This is a genomic window from Azospirillum aestuarii (assembly GCF_016632405.1).
Lineage (GTDB): Bacteria > Pseudomonadota > Alphaproteobacteria > Azospirillales > Azospirillaceae > Azospirillum > Azospirillum aestuarii.
On record NZ_JAEPIV010000013.1, the window covers coordinates 33,606 to 50,467 of the forward strand.

Annotated in this window: 11 protein-coding genes; 5 read left to right on the plus strand and 6 right to left on the minus strand. The window is 70.5% G+C overall.

The features are described 5' to 3' along the window. Nucleotides 1-109: 109 nt before the first annotated feature. The 3 genes from JJL56_RS20515 to JJL56_RS20525 all read right to left on the minus strand — a co-directional run bounded on the left by JJL56_RS20515 (nt 110) and on the right by JJL56_RS20525 (nt 6,178). Nucleotides 110-787 (minus strand): TetR/AcrR family transcriptional regulator, encoded by a 678-nt coding sequence (locus JJL56_RS20515; protein ID WP_145626893.1) that lies wholly within the window; start codon nt 785-787, stop codon nt 110-112. A gap of 92 nt (nt 788-879) precedes the next feature. Beyond that, entirely contained in the window at nt 880-3,114 is a 2,235-nt protein-coding gene (locus tag JJL56_RS20520; protein WP_200486108.1) for an SH3 domain-containing protein, read from the minus strand. A gap of 316 nt (nt 3,115-3,430) precedes the next feature. Then, entirely contained in the window at nt 3,431-6,178 is a 2,748-nt protein-coding gene (locus JJL56_RS20525) for an SUMF1/EgtB/PvdO family nonheme iron enzyme (protein WP_200486109.1), read from the minus strand. A 260-nt stretch (nt 6,179-6,438) separates the two neighbouring features. Between JJL56_RS20525 and JJL56_RS20530 the strand changes: the two genes are divergently transcribed. Further along, the gene (locus JJL56_RS20530; protein ID WP_145626888.1) at nt 6,439-6,699 is read left to right on the plus strand and encodes a DUF3126 family protein; all 261 of its coding nucleotides are present in this window, start codon (nt 6,439-6,441) and stop codon (nt 6,697-6,699) included. Between the two features lie 91 nt (nt 6,700-6,790). On the opposite strand, the gene JJL56_RS20535 is transcribed toward JJL56_RS20530, so the two are convergent. Beyond that, nucleotides 6,791-7,405: a hypothetical protein gene (locus tag JJL56_RS20535; RefSeq protein WP_145626886.1), complete on the minus strand. Its 615-nt coding sequence runs from the start codon at nt 7,403-7,405 to the stop codon at nt 6,791-6,793. A 323-nt stretch (nt 7,406-7,728) separates the two neighbouring features. Continuing rightward, the gene (locus JJL56_RS20540; RefSeq protein WP_200486110.1) at nt 7,729-8,148 is read right to left on the minus strand and encodes a cupin domain-containing protein; all 420 of its coding nucleotides are present in this window, start codon (nt 8,146-8,148) and stop codon (nt 7,729-7,731) included. A gap of 174 nt (nt 8,149-8,322) precedes the next feature. Between JJL56_RS20540 and JJL56_RS20545 the strand changes: the two genes are divergently transcribed. Genes JJL56_RS20545 through JJL56_RS20560 form a run of 4 tightly spaced genes read left to right on the plus strand, consistent with a single transcriptional unit; the run spans nt 8,323 to nt 16,367 of the window. Further along, entirely contained in the window at nt 8,323-13,725 is a 5,403-nt protein-coding gene (locus JJL56_RS20545; RefSeq protein WP_200486111.1) for an AMP-binding protein, read from the plus strand. After that, a complete protein-coding gene (locus JJL56_RS20550) occupies nt 13,722-14,495 on the plus strand; it encodes an ABC transporter ATP-binding protein (RefSeq protein WP_145626880.1) in 774 nt (257 codons plus the stop codon). Before JJL56_RS20545 ends, JJL56_RS20550 begins: the two co-directional genes overlap by 4 nt. Beyond that, nucleotides 14,488-15,312, plus strand: a complete 825-nt coding sequence (locus tag JJL56_RS20555; protein ID WP_247889518.1) for an ABC transporter permease — start codon at nt 14,488-14,490, stop codon at nt 15,310-15,312. Before JJL56_RS20550 ends, JJL56_RS20555 begins: the two co-directional genes overlap by 8 nt. 32 nt (nt 15,313-15,344) lie before the next feature. Next, on the plus strand, nt 15,345-16,367 hold the full coding sequence (locus JJL56_RS20560; protein ID WP_200486112.1) for an ABC transporter substrate-binding protein: 1,023 nt from the start codon (nt 15,345-15,347) through the stop codon (nt 16,365-16,367). Between the two features lie 9 nt (nt 16,368-16,376). Here JJL56_RS20560 and JJL56_RS20565 read toward each other — a convergent pair whose 3' ends face one another. Beyond that, the gene (locus JJL56_RS20565; RefSeq protein ID WP_114861539.1) at nt 16,377-16,685 is read right to left on the minus strand and encodes a peptidoglycan-binding domain-containing protein; all 309 of its coding nucleotides are present in this window, start codon (nt 16,683-16,685) and stop codon (nt 16,377-16,379) included. Nucleotides 16,686-16,862 lie beyond the last annotated feature (177 nt).

Here is a 16,862-nt window from a genome sequence, read left to right on the forward strand (position 1 = left end):
AACCGGCTGGTTAAAAGTAAGCCCGGCGCGGCAAAGCGGTCAACCCTGCCAAAGGGGTAGGACAGATGGTCAGATATGCGGATTATTCATGATGAAACCAACCGCCGGATCACGCCCGCAGCGACGACAGGATCAGCTCCACCATATGGTCCAGCCGCTCCGCCTTGGCCTCCTCGGCCAGCAGGTCGCGGCCGAAGATGACCGACAGGGTGTGGACGTTGGACAGGTAGAAGTAGGACTGCCCGGCGATGGAAATGTAGAGCTGCACCGGGTCCACCCCGGCCCGGAAGATCCCGGTGGCGACGCCACGCGCCAGCACGTCGGCGATCATCTGCACGAAGGGCGAATGCATGGCATGCACCTTGTCGGAGGTCTTCAGTAGCTCCGCCCGGTGCAGGTTCTCGATGTTCAGCAACGCCATGAATTCGGGATGGTCGAGGAAATACTGCCAGGTGAAGTGGATCAGCCGGGCGATGGCGGCGGGCGGGTCCAGCGTTTCCAGGCTCAGCGTGCGTTCAGTGGCGCGGATGTGCGCATAGGCGCCCTCCAGCACGGCCAGATACAGGCTCTCCTTGTTGCCGACATGGTAGTAGAGCATGCGCTTGTTGGTGCCGGCGACCTCGGCGATCCGCTCCACGCGGGCGCCGCCCAGCCCGTAGCGCGCGAACTCCTCCGTAGCGGCGGCGAGGATGCGCGCGCGGGTGCCCTCCGGGTCGCGGGTGACCTTTGCGGGTTTGGCCGGCTTGGCTGCGGAAAGGCTCTTCTTTGGGTCGGTCAGCGTGTCCATCCAGGCCGGTCCTCGCTTGGCGCGGCCGGAGGGCGAGCCGCAATGCGTTCCAATGTGGGGCATATCAGCCGAAACGGAAAGACGAAGCGGCGTTACCGACTCAACAGCGTCGCGCCGCGCCAGATGCCGGGCTGCATCGCACCGGCGGAGTCGATGGCCGCGCCCGGACCGTCCTGGATGCCGCCGCGGAACTGACCGACATGACGGGTGCCGCCGCGCATCGACAGTTCGCCCGGCCCCGCCGGAAGCCGGTCCACCACCACGCCGTTGAACCGCTCTCCGTTGGTGAAGGCCAGTTCGCCGTGACCGTCGACGCGGCCCTGGCGCACCTCGCCCGCGTAGGAATCGCCGTTGGCGAAGCGGTAGACGCCCGGCCCGTTCGGCACGGCGTTCACGAAAGTCCCCTCGAAGCGGTCGCCGGATGGGAAGCCCAGAACGCCGTAACCGGACATCTGGTCGTTCTTCCACTCCCCCTCATAGACCTGACCGTTGGCGAAGCGGTAGACGCCGACGCCGTTCCGGCTGATCGTCCCCTGGAGGGAGAAGTTGCCCAGCCCGCGGTTCCACGCCCCCTCGTAGACATCGCCGTTGGGGAAGCGGTGCACCCCGTAGCCCGACTCCCCGCCGCGGGCCTGACCGGCGGCGCGGCGGGCGGCGGCCTGGGCCTCGCGCGCCTTCGCCTCCGCCCCACGCCCGGCGGTGGCCGAACGGGCGGCACGGGCGGCGGCGTTGCGGCCCGCCTGCACGGCGTCGCGGTAGGGTTCGGCCAGCCCGGCGAGAACCGGGTCCGTGCCGGTGGCGGTGCGCCCCGCGGCGCTCTCCCCACCTCCCTCGGGAAGGGCGGCCAACCGCGTCGGGCCGGTGGTGCCGGACAGCGCGCCGGCCACCGGATCGACGTCGTTGCGAACCACCGTGGGCGGCGGGTAGGCGCTGGGCGCCGCACCGCCCGCCGCACCGCCCGCCGCACCGCCCATGGACACCGCCTCTCCCGGCCGGCCCGCCAGAGTCCCGGTGGTGACATAGCCCTCCTGCCCAGACGAATCGCGCACCAGCACCCAGCCGGAGTCGGGGGCGGCCTGGAGCAGCGTCACTCGCTGCCCCTGCTCCAGATCGCGCAGGCTGCGGGCGCCCAGCACCGGACGGGCGAACAGATTGGCGTCGCGCGCCACCGTATAGACGCCGGGCGTCAGCGCAGCCGACTGGGACTGCTGCGGGGGCTGCGTCGGCGGCTGGGCGGAGGCCACCGGCACCTCCTCCGGCTTGGCGAGGTTGCTGGCGAAGGCGAAGCCGGACTTCCCGTCCTGCTCGACGCGCAGCCAGCCGCCGTTCCGCCGGGTCCGCCCGGTGACCGTGACCTCGCTGTCGTGGCGCAGCGTGCCGACGACCGCCGCCTTGGTGTCGGGACCGGCGCGCAGGTTGGTGTCGCGCGTCACCACCCGCTTCTCGTTCAGCGGGTCCACCTCGACCTCGGCGACCGCCGGGGCCGCCGGCTTCTCCTCCAACTTCTGCGGCAGCGGCTTGGGTTCGATTGGCTTGGGTTCGGGGGCCGTCGCCTCCACGGCGGGCGGCGCCTCCTCCGTCCGGGCGACGACGGGAGCGGACGGCGCGCGCGGGCCGGGCACCAGCACAAGATCGGTGCCCAGCCGGTCCTGGAGCCAGGGATGCTGCGTTCCGCGGGTGCGTCCGACGACGGTGCGGGCGACCTCGGCCAGCGCGTCGCGCAGCGGCACGCCGGGCTTGACCATCTCCTGCGCCAGGGCGGTCGAGAAGGCGTCGGCCCCCTTGCCGGACGGCGTGGCGGGCGGCGTGCCGGGCCGGTGCGAATAGACGACGAACAGATTGTCGAGCGCCGCCGGGGCCGCCAACGCCGGCTTGACGGAGCGCCCCTCCTCGCCCATCGCCGACGCCAGCTTGTCGGCCAGCGGGTGGGCAGGCACCGGGTCGAACACGGCGACGGCCTTGCGCCCGCTGCGCTGGATCTCCTTCAGCGCATAGTCCAGCTCGATGGTGTCGAAGATCACGTCGTATTCGGAGCCGGGCTTGGCGTCCACCGGGACCAGGAAGCCCTTGGCCGACAGGCTCAGCGCCACGCCGGAGTAATAGAGGAAGCCCAGGTCGGCCTGCCCCAGCGCGTCCTGGAACCGGCTCAGCGCCGCGACCATGCCGCGATGGTCGAGGTTCTCGGCGGCGGTGACGGTGAAGCCGGCGCGGCGCAGCGCGTCGGCGACGACCGCCGTGTTGGCGCCCACCCCGGCGGCCGGGCCGCCCTCCTGGTACTGCGCGTTGCCGATCACCAGCGCGACGCGCTTGTCGTCGGCGAACGCCATGGGGGCAAAGGCAACGTTCGCCGTCACCAGAACCAGCGCAACAGTCCAAACGGCGCTCCGGGGCCAGCGCAACACGTCGATACCCTCCACCTGATTTTCTCTTTGACCACCCCTTTAGGGAGTCTTAAGGCGTGCCGGCTGTAACGATTTTGGTCGAAGCCACCGCCGGCCTCATCATCGGACGGTCCGGTTCACGGATCGCCAAGCCTTTGAACGGTCAAGTCTAGCGCACCGGTCCGACGCCCTTTTCTGCAATTTCGGGGGCGGCGCGGTCCCATCCGCAGACGGTGCGTCCCACCAACGAACGCGGGCGGAGTCAGTTCAGGTCGCGGGCCACCCGCAGCCCGTCGGCGAAATAGCGCACGTCGGCGTCGTAGCCGATGCGGGCGGTGACGGCGATGGCGTCCTGCCCGTCCCGCCAGGAGCCGCCGCGCAACACCCGCTTGCGGCAATCGCCCTCCATCCAGGCGCTGCCGTCCGTCGGGGCGCCCTTGTAGCCGGGGTTCCAGCAGTCGGCAACCCACTCCGCCACGCCGCCGGCGGTGTCGTAGAGGCCGAAGGCGTTGGGCTGGAAACCGCCCACCGGCGCCGGCAAGGAGCGATCGGCGGCCCCGCCGCAATCGCGGCAGTTGGCCAGCCGCGCCCCCGGCGTCAGGCTGTCGCCCCAGGCGAAGCGAGCCGCACTGCCGCCGCGCGCCGCATACTCCCATTCGGCCTCGCTCGGCAGGCGGTAGCGCTGGCCGGTCTTGCGGCTGAGCCACTCGGTGTAGGCCAGCGCGTCCTCGACATGGATGTTGTGGACCGGCGTGTCGTCGGAGGGGTTGCGCATCCGCGGCATGGCGGTGCAGCCGCCCCCCTCCACGCAGGCCCGCCAGTTGGCGACCGTCACCTCATAGACGCCGATGGCGAAGGGCCGGGCGAAGGTGACGCGGCGGGGCGGGCGCTGGCTGGAGTCGCCGCGCTCGCTGCCCATGACGAAGCTGCCGGCGGGGATGCGCATCATCGGCGGGCAGTCCGGGCAATCCTGGAAGCTGCTGCCGTTGCCCTGCGCCCGCCCCTGCGAGCCCCCCGGCTGGGCCGGTGCTGCGAGCGCCAACCGCTGGCGATCCTCCGGCCCGGCGGGGCGCAGTGCGGGACCACGGACGAAGCCCTGCACGCCGCCTTGGCTGCCGTCATCCAGGGCCACCCGGTACCAATCGGCGTCGGCCACCCGGCCCAGCACCCGCACCGGACCATCCTTGGCGAGGGTGCCGACCCGCTCCGACCGCGCGTCCGGCCCTGCGCGCAGCTCGGCGTCGGCGACGGCCACATACATCCCCTCCCCGGCCGTGTCGAGCTGGAGTTCCGGTGGCGGCGTGGCTTTACCGTTGGACGCCCCGCTGCCCGCCCCATTGCCCGCCGCCCCACTGCTCCCCGCCCCTCCGGCCGGGGCGGCCGATGCGATCTTCGCCGATTCGGCGCGCAGCCGGTTCAGCCGGTCACGCGCCGGGGCGGCGAAGGGACCGGTGCCGAACAGACGCAGGAAGGCGTCCAGCGCGTCGGCGTCGCGGCTGTCGCGCACACGGCGCCACAGCGACTCCTCCAGATCGGCCTGCGGCGGAGCGGCGCCGGCCTCCTCGACCTCCAGCAGCGCGCTCATCGTCGTGCGCCCGCCGCGCCCGTCCTCGACCAGCACGCTGAACACCCCGGCGCGGCCTGCCGGCGCCCGTTCCGGGTCGAAGGTCAAGGCGGTCAGCCGCTCCGGCGCCAGCTTGTCGCCCGGCTTCAGCGGGGTGGCGCCGTCGCGGACCTTGCCGCGCTCCGGCACGGCGCTGACCGTGAAGGTCAGCGGGTCGCCGTCCGGGTCGGTGGGCACCTCCAGCCGCAGGCTGTTGACCACGGCGCGCACGCTGCGCTCCGCGACGGCGACCGGCGGGCGATTGCTCGGCTTGATGAGGATCGGAACGGCACCCCGCGCCACGCCGCCGCGCCCGTCCATCACCGCGAACTCGAAGCTGCCGGCGTCGCCCAGATGGGTGGCGTCGGCCCGGAAGGTCGCGGCGGTGAGCTGGTCGAGCGTCAGATAATCGCCGATCAGCACCACCCGGTCGCCGATGCGCACCCCGCCGCCGCGCGGCAGGCCGGTCACCTGGGCGAAGAGCTGGTCGCTGTCGGGATCGCTGGGCCGCGCGATGCCAAGCCCCTCCGTCCCGCCGCGATCGAACACCTCCAGCGTTTTGAAGGCGGCGAGCTGCGGCGGGCGGTTCTCCGGCAGCGGGTTGAAGTAGAAGGGGGCGGCCCCCAGCGAGCCATAGAGGAACGGCTCCTGCCGGCCCTGGGTGATCTGCATCACGTCGTCGCGCACCCGGCGGAAGAACAGGCTCAGTTCCAGCCCCGGCACGTCGAAGTTCTTCAGGAGGGAGGCGGTGTAGGGGCTGTGGTCGCCCTGCCCGTCCTCGGCCACCGCGTCGGCGCGGGTCGCCATGGCGACCAGCGTGTCGGTCGGCGTGTCATCGACGCGGGCGAAGCCGGAATGCACCTCCGTCCGCTTGGTCCCGGACCGCACCAGCCGGTCGGCGAAGGGGTTGTTGCGGCAGGCGTCCAGGATCAGGATGCCCAGCTTGCGCGCCTGGGCCAGCTCGCCCATCGGCAGGTTGAGCGGCAGCGCCTCGTAGACCAGATCGCGCTCGCGCTCCAGCCGGGCGTCGGCGGGGATGAGGAAGTTGGTGCCACCCACCTGCATGCCGTGGCCAGCGAAGTAGAGCAGCGCCACGTCGGCCTGCGCCGCCTGGATGCCGAAGCCGCGCAGCGCCTCCGCCATGCCGCGGTTGTCGAGGTCGTAACGCTCCTCCACCGCGAAGCCCAGCTTGCGCAGGGCCGCCGACATGGCGCGGGCGTCGTTGCGCGGGTTGGGCAGTTCGGTGGCGTGACGGTAGGCGCCGACGCCGATGACCAGCGCGATGCGCTGCTCCGGCGCGGGGGCCGCCAGACCGGGCACCGCCCACGCCGCCACGGCCAGCAGAAGGCCGGCGGTCACCGCCAAAACGAAGCGGCACGAGACGAAACGGCGAAGACGCGCAGCCATGGTCACCCCATGCCATGGTCACCGGACGGCGGAGCGAGGACGCTCCCACATTCCAATCCGTCCAGTATTTGGCCGCGCAACCCGGAACAAGAGGACAAATCCGGCTAACGGCTCACCACAGGCGGGGGCATGGTCCCCCGCAAGAAAGACGGAGCGCCCGGAGGGCGGGACCGGCGAATGCGCGATCCGGGGCGATGTTGTGCTTTCCCTTTGCCCGAAAGGTTTCTATATGACCCCTTCGACAACACAGGGATCATGCCATGCCGCCCGCCAAGCCGACGGTCGCCAAGATGACCGAAACCGAAATCGCCCGCGTGCAGACCTATCTGCGCAAGACGCTCGGCAACGACAAGATCATCATCCAGCCGCCCGAGAAGGCCGGCCAGTCCGCGGAGGTCATGCTGGGCGACGAGTTCGTCGGCACCCTGCACCGCGATGTGGACGAGGGTGAGGTTTCCTACGCCCTGCACGTCGTCATCCTGGAAGAAGACCTGCCGGCCGCCCCGACGGTCCGTCGCTGAGCCACGTCTTTCAGGCGTCTCTCCAGCGCGGTCCTCTCCCGCCCCGCGGCGGGAGGGGCGTCTGCGCGCGTCAGTAAATTAATGCCGCGGGTCAATTCGGGCGGCTGTGACGGCGCAACTCCGCGGCCAGCCCGGCCATCAGCGTCTCTCCGCCCGACAGGGTGAGACCGCGCACCAGAACCAGCGCCGGCAGATGGTTGCGGCGCAGCAGAAGCAGCCGGTAGCCGGCGCGCCGCCGACGCCCCTTCCCCGGTTTCCCGTCCTCATCCGCATCGACATCCCCACCGGCCAGCGCCAATTCCTTTTGGTGCTGCTGCGGAGTCATCGTCTGGATGCGGGCCACGAACAGCGGGCGTTTTCCCTGCGGCGGATAGAGAGCCACCCCGCGGATCGTGTTGTGGGGGACAAGCTGTCCATGGGCGGTCAATCCGTCCGGCGCCACGACCAGACGCACGGCGCTGCGCCGCGCCGCCCGCAGCAGCGTGATCACCCACATCAGCAGAAGCGGCACCGCGCACAGGACTCCCAGCCAGCGCAGCATCGAGGCCGTCGGCTCCAGCGTCAGTTCGCCCACCACGACGAAACCGGCCAGCAGCAGGGCGGCGTAGAGCAGGTGGGCGTAGCGCTGGGGCGGCACGCTGGACGGCGACGCCTCGAACACCGTCGCCTGCCCCTTGTCCTCACGGGAGATCTCGACCTCGGGCATCCCGTCCGCATCCTCTTCACGCCGCCGCACACCGCCCTAATACCCTCGACGCGCCCAACTTGCCAGAACAGCGGCTCCCGCCCGCCTGTCCGGCGTTCCGGGCACCTGTCCAGTCTTCCAGACAGGTGAGGTCCGGACGCCTTCCCCGAAAGCGCGGAAAACCGGCGCCGGAAACCCGCCCAAGCGCTGGCACGGGCATTGCTTTCCTTTGCAACGAAGCGTCCCGTGACCACGCCGTTCCCTGTGGCCATGGCGGCGATTCCTCCAAAGCATCTGGCCGGCCGCATCCAGCGGCCGGCACTTTTTCACAGGATGCGTTGGATTCAGGTGCTTGCCGGCGGTTCGGCCCCTTCGGTCGGGAAATCGGCGGGAAGGGTGATTTCCAGCATCTCCAGATCGTCCGAATGCGCGATCTCGGCATGCCGGATGCCCGGCGGCTGATGCACGCAGGAGCCGGCCTGCAGCAGCACCTCCCCCACGCCTTCGTAAGCGAACTTCACCCAGCCCTTCAGCACATAGACCATCTGGAAATCCAGCGCGTGCCGGTGCCAGCCGCCGTGCGACGGCTCGCCGGGGCGGGCGCGGATGACGTGGGCGTTCGCCTTGCCCGCCGTGGCGGCGCGGATGCCGAGGTCGCGGTATTCGAAGAAGGGCCGCAGCCCGTCGCGCTTGAAGTCCGCCGGATCGGGGTGGCTGACCGCGAAGGTCACCGAATCATTCGCGGGCGCGTCGTTTTTGGACATGCCGTTTCCTCCCATCGTCATTGATTGCTCCGAGTATGACCGAAAGCCGCGTATACGGCATATCCCCGCCGCGCACGGCGCCATTGCGGTCCATGCAGGGCGCCGCGCTATAGTGATGCCCGCCGCGCAAAAGACGTGGCCGCCAAAGAAGAAATGCCCGATCGGGAGGAAACCATGGACCACGCCGTCGCGGAGTCCGCCGGACAGCCGCCGCTGCCGCAGGACGTCGCCGTCAACCCCATCCGTTCCGCCGCGGACTGGCAGAGCCAGCGCGCCGCCTGCGCGGCCGATCCGGGAGCCTTCCACGGCACCATCGCGGCGGAGACAATCCATTGGTTCGACGGCGTCAACTGGCTGATGCGCGATGCCGACGGCGTCTGGCGAGGCTGGAACGCCGCGACGGGCGAGGCGGCGGAGCGGGCGGACTGGACGCCCTGGACCCTGGCCTTCGACGGGTCGGAAGCGCCCTTCTACCGCTGGTTCGCGGGCGGGCTGACCAACGCGGCTTTCAACGAGGTGGACCGCCACGTCCTGTCCGGCCATGGGGCGGAGACCGCCTACTGGTACGAGGGTGACCGCTGGGACGCCGCCGCCAACGGCGGGCGCGGCGGCCCGGTCCATCATGTCACGCTGACCCGGCGCGAGCTGCTGATCCGCTCCGCGCTTGCCGCCTTGGCTCTGCAAGGGCTCGGCCTCCGCCAGGGCGACCGGATCGCGCTGAACATGCCCAACATCCTCGACCAGATCGTCTGGACCGAGGGGGCGAAGCGCCTCGGCGTCATCTACACCGCCGTCTTCGGCGGATTCTCCGACAAGACGCTGTCCGACCGTATCGAGAACGCCGGTGCCCGCGTCGTCATCACCGCCGACGGCGCCAGCCGCAACGCCGAGATGGCCCCCTTCAAGGAAGCCTACAGCGACCCGGCGCTCGACCGCTTCGTCGCCCTGCCCGTAGCACTCAGCATCACTGAGGAGGTCCTGCGCGCCAAGCTGGGCGACACGGCCCTGATGGAACCGGTGCGCCACGGGCTGGAGGGCGAGATCACCGTCGCCCCCGCCGACGTGATGCGCGAGCTGGGCCGGGCGCTGGACCGCGCCGGGACGCTCGACGCCGCCACCGTGGCCGACCTGCGCGCCAGCGTCGCCGAGGCGCTGACCGCCGCCCCGCCGCGGGTCGAGGCGGTGATCGTCGTCCGCCACGCCGGCCTGCCCGACATCCCCTGGACCGAAGGACGCGACGTCTGGGCGCACGACCTGCTGGCGAAGGCCGAGGCGGAGCTGTGCGCCGCCGCCGGCCTGCCCGGCATGGAGGCGCTGCGCGCTCTGGACGACCGGGCGCTCTGCGCCGCCGTGGCGAAGGCCGTGCCCTGCCGGCCGGTGGATGCCGAGTATCCGCTGTTCATCATCTACACCTCCGGCTCCACCGGGAAACCGAAGGGTGTGGTGCATGTCCATGGCGGCTACGTCGCCGGACTCGCCCACACCATGAAGGTCAGCTTCGACGCGCTGCCGGGCCGCGACGCGATCTACGTCGTCGCCGATCCCGGCTGGATCACCGGGCAGAGCTACCTGATCACGGCCAGCCTCGCCGCCCGCATCCCCGGCATCGTGACGGAGGGAGCGCCCGTCTTCCCCAACGCCGGGCGCTTCGCCTCGATCATCGAGCGGCACAAGGTCACCATCTTCAAGGCGGGCGTGACCTTCCTGAAGACGGTCATGACCCACCCGGAGAACCGCGCCGACGTCGAGCGCTACGACCGCTCGTCCCTGCGGGTCGCCACCTTCTGCGCGGAGCCGACCAGCCCCGCCGTCCAGTCCTTCGGCATGGCGGTGATGACTCCGCAATACATCAACAGCTATTGGGCGACGGAGCATGGCGGCATCGTCTGGACCCACCCCTACGGCAACCCCGACCAGCCGTTGCGCGCCGACGCCCACACCTACCCGCTGCCCTGGGTTCTCGGCGACGTCTGGGTGACTGAAAGCGAGCCGGACGCCGCGGGCCGCGTCGCCTTCCGCCCCGCCGAGCCGGAGGAGAAGGGGGAGATCGTCGTCACCGCCCCCTATCCCTACCTGACCCGCACCATCTGGGGCGACGCCGACAATGTCGGCAAGCCGGGCTGGAAGGGCGATTTCGACCGCTTCGTGACGACCTATTTCGGGCGCTTCCGCGACGTGAATGGCCAGCCGGTCTGGGCCTATCTGCAGGGCGACTTCGCGCGGCGCTACGAGGACGGCAGCTTCAGCCTGCACGGCCGGTCCGACGACGTGATCAACGTGTCCGGCCACCGCATGGGGACGGAGGAGATCGAGGGCGCGATCCTGCGCGACAAGCAGATCAACCCCGACAGCCCGGTCGGCAACGTCATCGTGGTCGGCGCCCCCCACCGCGAGAAGGGCCTGACCCCCGTCGCCTTCATCCTGCCCGCCAAGGGCCGCGACATCACCGCCGATGACGAACGCCGGCTGAAGGATCTGGTCCGGCAGGAGAAGGGTGCGGTCGCCGTGCCCTCCGACATCCTCGCCGTTCCGGCCTTTCCCGAGACGCGCTCCGGCAAATACATGCGCCGCTTCCTGACGGCGATGATGAACGGGGAACCGCTGGGCGACACCTCCACCCTGCGCAACCCGGAGTGCCTGACCGACCTGGAGGCGCGCATCGCCGCCTGGAAGCGCGGCCAGCAGCGGGCCGAGGAGCAGACCCTCATCGAGCGGCAGCGCTTCCTGTCCGTCCAGTACGACCGGCTGGCCGACGGCGTGCGCATGGCGACCGTGACCATCGACAACCCGCCGGTCAACGCCCTGTCCGACCGGCTGCTCGACGAACTGGACACGCTGGTCGCCCATCTCGCCCGACGGGCGGACGTGCGCGCCGTGGTGATCACCGGCACGGGCCGCAACTTCGTGGCCGGCGCCGACATCCGCCAGCTTCTCGACGAGGTGCGGGACGAGGACGAGGCCCGCGCCCTGCCCGCCAAGGCCCACGCCGTCTTCCGCGCCATCGCGGCGCTGGACAAGCCGGTCTATGCCGCCATCCGCGGCGTGGCGCTCGGCGGCGGCTGCGAGCTGGCGATGGCCTGCCATGTGCGGGTGGCCGACCCCCGCGCCCGGCTGGGCCAGCCGGAGATCAACCTGTTCCTGCCGCCGGGCTATGGCGGCACGCAGCGTCTGCCGCGCCTGCTGCTGCGCAAGGACCCGGAGCGGGGGTACGGGCGGGCGCTGGAGATCCTGCTGTCCGGGCGCCAGATCGACGCGGAAACCGCGCTTGAGTATGGGCTGGTCGATGTGGTGGCGCGCGGCGCGGACGACGCGCTGACGTTGGCGAAGGCGATGGCTCGCGACGCCGCACTTGCCCCCTCCCTAACCCTCCCCCGCTTCGCAGGGGAGGGAACTCCGCCGCCCGCCGACAAAACCCTCCCCTGCGCAGCGGGGGAGGGAGGGACCCGCGAAGCGGGAGGGTGGGGGCAATGCGCCCGTCTGCTGAAACAAGCCCACAGCGTCGGCCGCGGCCCCGTCGCCGACACCATCGTCCAACTGGTCGACACCGGCCTGCGCGACGGCTTCGACGCCGGCACCAAAGCCGAAATCGCCGCCTTCGCCCGCTTCCTCCTGGATTCCGAGGACGGCGCCAAGAAGGGCATCGCCCTGTTCCTGGAAAAGAAGTCCCCGCCCCTGCCCGCCCGTCCACGGCGCGACAGCCGCGACGGCGTGCTGCCCATCGGCAGCCCCTTCGTCCCCGGCGCCACACCCCTGCCCCGCTGGCAGCTCGCCCAGGCCGTCGTCCGCGACCTGGAGACGGGAGCCGCCGCCCACGGCGACCCGGTACAGGCCGAAGCCGAGGTCGTCATCCCCGTTCCGGAGCCCGCCCCCAACCAGGCGCTCGTCTACGTCCTCGCCTCCGAGGTCAACTACAACGACGTCTGGGCGCTCACCGGCATCCCCATCTCCCTCTTCGACGAGCATGACGAGGACGTGCACGTCACCGGCTCCGGCGGCGTCGGCATGGTCGTGCGGATGGGCGAGGCGTTGCAGGCGCAGGGGCGGCTGGCGGTGGGCGATCTGGTCGCCGTCTATTCCGGCGTCTCCGACCTGCTGGACCCGGAGGCCGGGGCCGACCCCATGTTCACCGACTTCCACATCCAGGGCTACCAGTCGCCGGACGGCAGCCACCAGCAATTCATGCTGGCCGACGGGCCGCAGCTCTTCCCGCTGCCGCCCGGCCTCGCGCTGGAGGAGGCGGGCAGCTACATGCTCGCCGCCGGAACCGGCTACCGCGCGCTGTTCACGGCGCTCGACGTTCAACCCGGCAAGCGCCTGCTGGTGGAGGGAGCGGCCGGTGGCACCGGCGCCTGGACCGTCGAGCTGGCGCTGGCCCGGCGCATGAAGGTGACCGGCATGGTGTCGTCGGAGCGCCGCGCCGCCGCGATCCGCGCCCGCGGGGCGGAAGCGGTGGACCGCTCCGTCGCGGAGGCCGCCTTCACCCGCATCCCCGCCGATCCGGCGCAATGGGCGGCGTGGGAAGAGGCCGGACGCCCCTACCTCGACGCGCTGCGCGCCGCCAACGGCGGCCACCTCGTCGACTACGCGGTCAGCCACGCCGGGGAGACGACCTTCCCGCGCACCTTCCAGTCGTTGGCGGACGGCGGCGCGCTGACCTTCTTCGGCGCGTCCAGCGGCTACCACATGACCTTCCTCGGCAAGCCCGGTTCCGCCGAGCCCGCGGAGATGCTGCGCCGCGCCCGCCTGCGCCCCGGCGAGGCCGTGCTGGTCTTCTACGGCGCCGGGGCGGTGGGGCTGCGCGACGACATGGCGCTCTCGGCCATCGAGGCGGCGCGCGAGTCCGGCGCCCGCGTCTGCGTCGTCACCGACCGGGATTCCGAACGCGACTTCGTGCTGTCGCTGGGCTATGGCGAGGCGCTGGCCGGCGCCGTATCGCTGGCCGAGATCGCGCGCCGCGTGCCGCATTTCGACTGGCCCGAAACCATGCCGGACCTGCCCGACCCGCAGCGCGAGACCGCCGCCTTCAAGGAGGCCGTGCGCCTGTTCACCGAAGACACCTTCAAGCCGCTGGGCCAGGCGGTGGGCCGCATCCTGCGCTCCGCCGACAACCCGCGCGGCATGCCCGACGTGGTGGTGGAGCGGGCACGGCGCGACACGCTGGCCGTCTCGACCATGCTGGTCAAGCCGCACACGGGCCGCGTCGTCTATTGCGGCGATATGAGTGGTCGTCGCTACAGCTTCTACGCGCCGCAGGTGTGGATGCGCCAGCGCCGCATCCTGATGCCATCCGCGTCCATCATCGGTACGCATCTTTCGAACGCTGCGGAAATCGCAGGGCTGAACCGCGTCATTGCGTCGGGGGCGGTCCGTGTGCCAACGACATACCTCGGTAACTGGGACGAGCTGCCCACGCTCCATCAGGCCATGTGGGAGAACCGTCTGCCGGAAGCGACCGGCGGCGCCGCCAAGGCCGTCGTCAACCACGCGCTGCCGGAAGCGGGCCTGACCTCGCGCGACGAGCTGCTGATCGCCTGGGCGGGAGCACATCCCGGAAAGGCCACTGGAAAGGGACAATGAGGCTTATCATCAAGGACCTGTGCCACCGTTACGACGACCTCGTCGTGCTGGACGGCATCGACCTGACGGTGCAGGAGGGGGAGGTTCTGGCCGTCATCGGTCCGTCGGGCTGCGGCAAGTCCACCCTGCTCGGCATCGCCGGCGGCATCGTTGCACCGACCTCCGGCACCATCGCGGTGGCCGGCGAGGTGCCGGACGGCTGCCTGAACCCGATCACCTTCATCTTCCAGGACTTCGCCCTGCTGCCCTGGCGCAGCGTCGAGGACAACCTGTCGCTCGTCCTCGAACACCACCCGCTGTCGGCGGCGGAGCGGCGGGAGCGCATCGAGTCCGGCCTGCGCCGCATGGGTCTGTGGGACTTTCGCAAGGCGCTGCCCAAGCAGTTGTCCGGCGGCATGCGCCAGCGCGTCGGCATCGCCCGCGCGCTGGCCGTGCGCCCGGCCATGCTGCTGCTGGACGAGCCGCTGTCGGCGCTCGACGCCCAGACGCGCGAGCTGCTGATGGAGGACTTCCTCTCGCTCTGGCAGCGCGAGCGGACGACCGCCGTCTACGTCACCCACAATCTGGACGAGGCGCTGCGGCTGGCCGACCGGGTCGTCGTGCTCAGCCGCCGCCCCGGCCGCCTGCGCGAGATCGTGACCATCGAGGAGCCGCGCGACCAGCGGCTGGAGCCCTCCGCCCAGGCCCATCTGGCGGAGGTGCGCGACCGGCTGTGGCACCTGATCCGCGCCGAGGCCCAACTGGCCGACCGGGAGATCGCCGATGCCTGACACCAGTCTCCCGATGACCGAACGTTCCGCTGCACCGCCCCAACCCGTCCGCTTCCGCGGCGGCGGCTTCACGGTCAAGGGGCACCGCTGGGCGGCGCTGCTCGCCTTCGTGGTCCTGATCGCGGTGTGGGAATCCACCAACCGGTTCGGCCTCGTCAGCGAGCTGTTCCTGCCGCCGCCGAGCGCGGTCGCCTCGGCGCTGGCCGCCATGGCGCAGGACGGGTCGCTGTGGCAGCACCTGAAGGCGTCGCTGATGCGCATCGGCGTGGGCTGGGTCATGGGCACGGTGGCGGGCATGGCCGTGGGCTTCGCGATGGGCATCGGCTCGGTGGCGCGGGCGGTCGGCGTACCGCTGGTCTCGGCCTTCTTCCCGATCCCGAAGATCGCCCTGCTGCCGCTGTTCATCCTGTGGTTCGGCATCGGCGAGCCGTCGAAGTTCGCCACCATCGGCTTCGGCGTCTTCTTCCCCACCGTGATCGCCACCTACAGCGCCATCGATTCGGTGCCGCGCAACCTGATCCGCATGGCGCAGAGCTTCGGCCTGCCCTGGGCGTCGATCCTGCGCAAGATCGTGCTTCCCGGCGCCCTGCCCGGCATCCTCGCCGGCTTCCGCATCACCGCCTCCATCGCGCTGATCCTGGTGGTCGCGGCGGAAATGATCGGGGCGGAATATGGCATCGGCGCCTTCGTCCTGACCGCCGGCAACCTGATGCTGACCGACCAGCTTCTGGCCGGCGTGCTGGTTCTCTCGCTGCTCGGCCTGAGCATCGGGACCGTGCTGTCCATCCTGGAACGCCGCCTGCTGAAATGGCGGTGAGAAAAATGATGATTGAGAAAGGGAGACTGAGAATGACCGTCGTGCGTTGGAGCCGCCGTTTGGTTCTGGGTGCAATGGGTGCTGCGGCCCTGGCGCTGGCCGGGACACCCGCCGCCGAGGCGCAGGGGCTGGAGAAGACCTCCATCGGCGTGCTGGCGCTGGCCTCCTCCGGCCCGATCTTCATCGCCAAGTCCAAGGGCTATTTCGAGAAGGAAGGGCTGGACGTCGAACTGAAGATGTTCACCTCGGCCCAGCAGGTGCCGGTGGCGGTGGCCTCGGGCGATGTGGACTTTGGCGTCACCGGCCTGACGGCGGGCTTCTACAACCTCGCGGCCAAGGGTGCCGTCACGATGATCGCGGCGCAGAGCCGCGACGAACCGGGCTTCCAGCTCAGCGCCTATGTGGCGACCAAGGCGGCGCACGACGCCGGGCTGACCAAGCCGGCCGACCTCAAGGGCAAGCGCATCGCCATCACCACGGTGGGCTCGACCTTCCATTACATGGTCGGCCTGCTCGGCCAGAAGCACGGCTTCACGGTCAAGGACGTGACCATGGTGGCAATGCAGGACGTGCCGAAGATGGTCGCCGCCTTCAAGGGCGGTCAGGTGGACGCGGTGATCGCCCCGGTGACGGTGGCCCGCCAGCTTGCCGCCGAAGGCTCGGGCACCATCCTGGGCTGGGTCGGCGACGAGACGCCGTGGCAGCTCGGCGCCCTCTTCACCAGCCCGAAGACCGTCGCCCAGCGCCGCCCGCTGGCCGAGAAGTTCGTCGGCGCCTATCTGACCGCGCTGGCCGAGTATCATGCCGCCTTCAACGCCAAGGACGCTTCGGGCGCCGTGGTGAAGGGACCCGGCTATGACGAGCTGCTGGCGATCATCGCCGATGCGACCAAGCAGAAGCCCGAGGTCGTCGCCGCCGGCCTGCCCTACGTCGAGCCGAAGGGCAAGCTGCTGGTCGACGACATCGTCAATCAGGTGAAGTTCTGGCAGTCCGAAGGTCAGGTGGACAAGGCGTTGGACGCCAAGTCCGTGATGGACCTGACCTTCGTGAAATGAGCGGGAGACTTACCGCTTGCCCGGCCCGTAGACCTTTGGCTGGGAAAAGTTGATGTGGTCGAGAAGCTCCTGCGTCGGACAGCCGTCCACCGGGAGCTTCGCGGCCTTCTGGTAGGCGCGGATGGCGGAGCGGGTGTTGGGGCCGATCTTCCCGTCGATCACGCCGGGGCGGAAGCCCTGCTCGGTCAGGGTCTTCTGGATGCCTTCGACATAGGCGAAATACATGTCCGGCGTCATGCTGTCGGTCGGACAGGCGGCGTAGGCCGGGGTCGCGAAGGCCGTGGCGGCCAGGAAAGCGGCGAACAGGCTGCGGTTCATGGTCTCTCTCCGTTTCTTGTTGCGGAGATCAACAACGCAGAGGCCGCGTTTCTTCCCAAGGGATAAAAATAGGGGGGTACTTTGCCCCCACCCCGGCCCTCCCCCGCTGACGCAGGGGAGGGAGAACGGTCCCCTCCCCTGCGAAGCGGGGGAGGGTTAGGGTGGGGGCAAGACCCA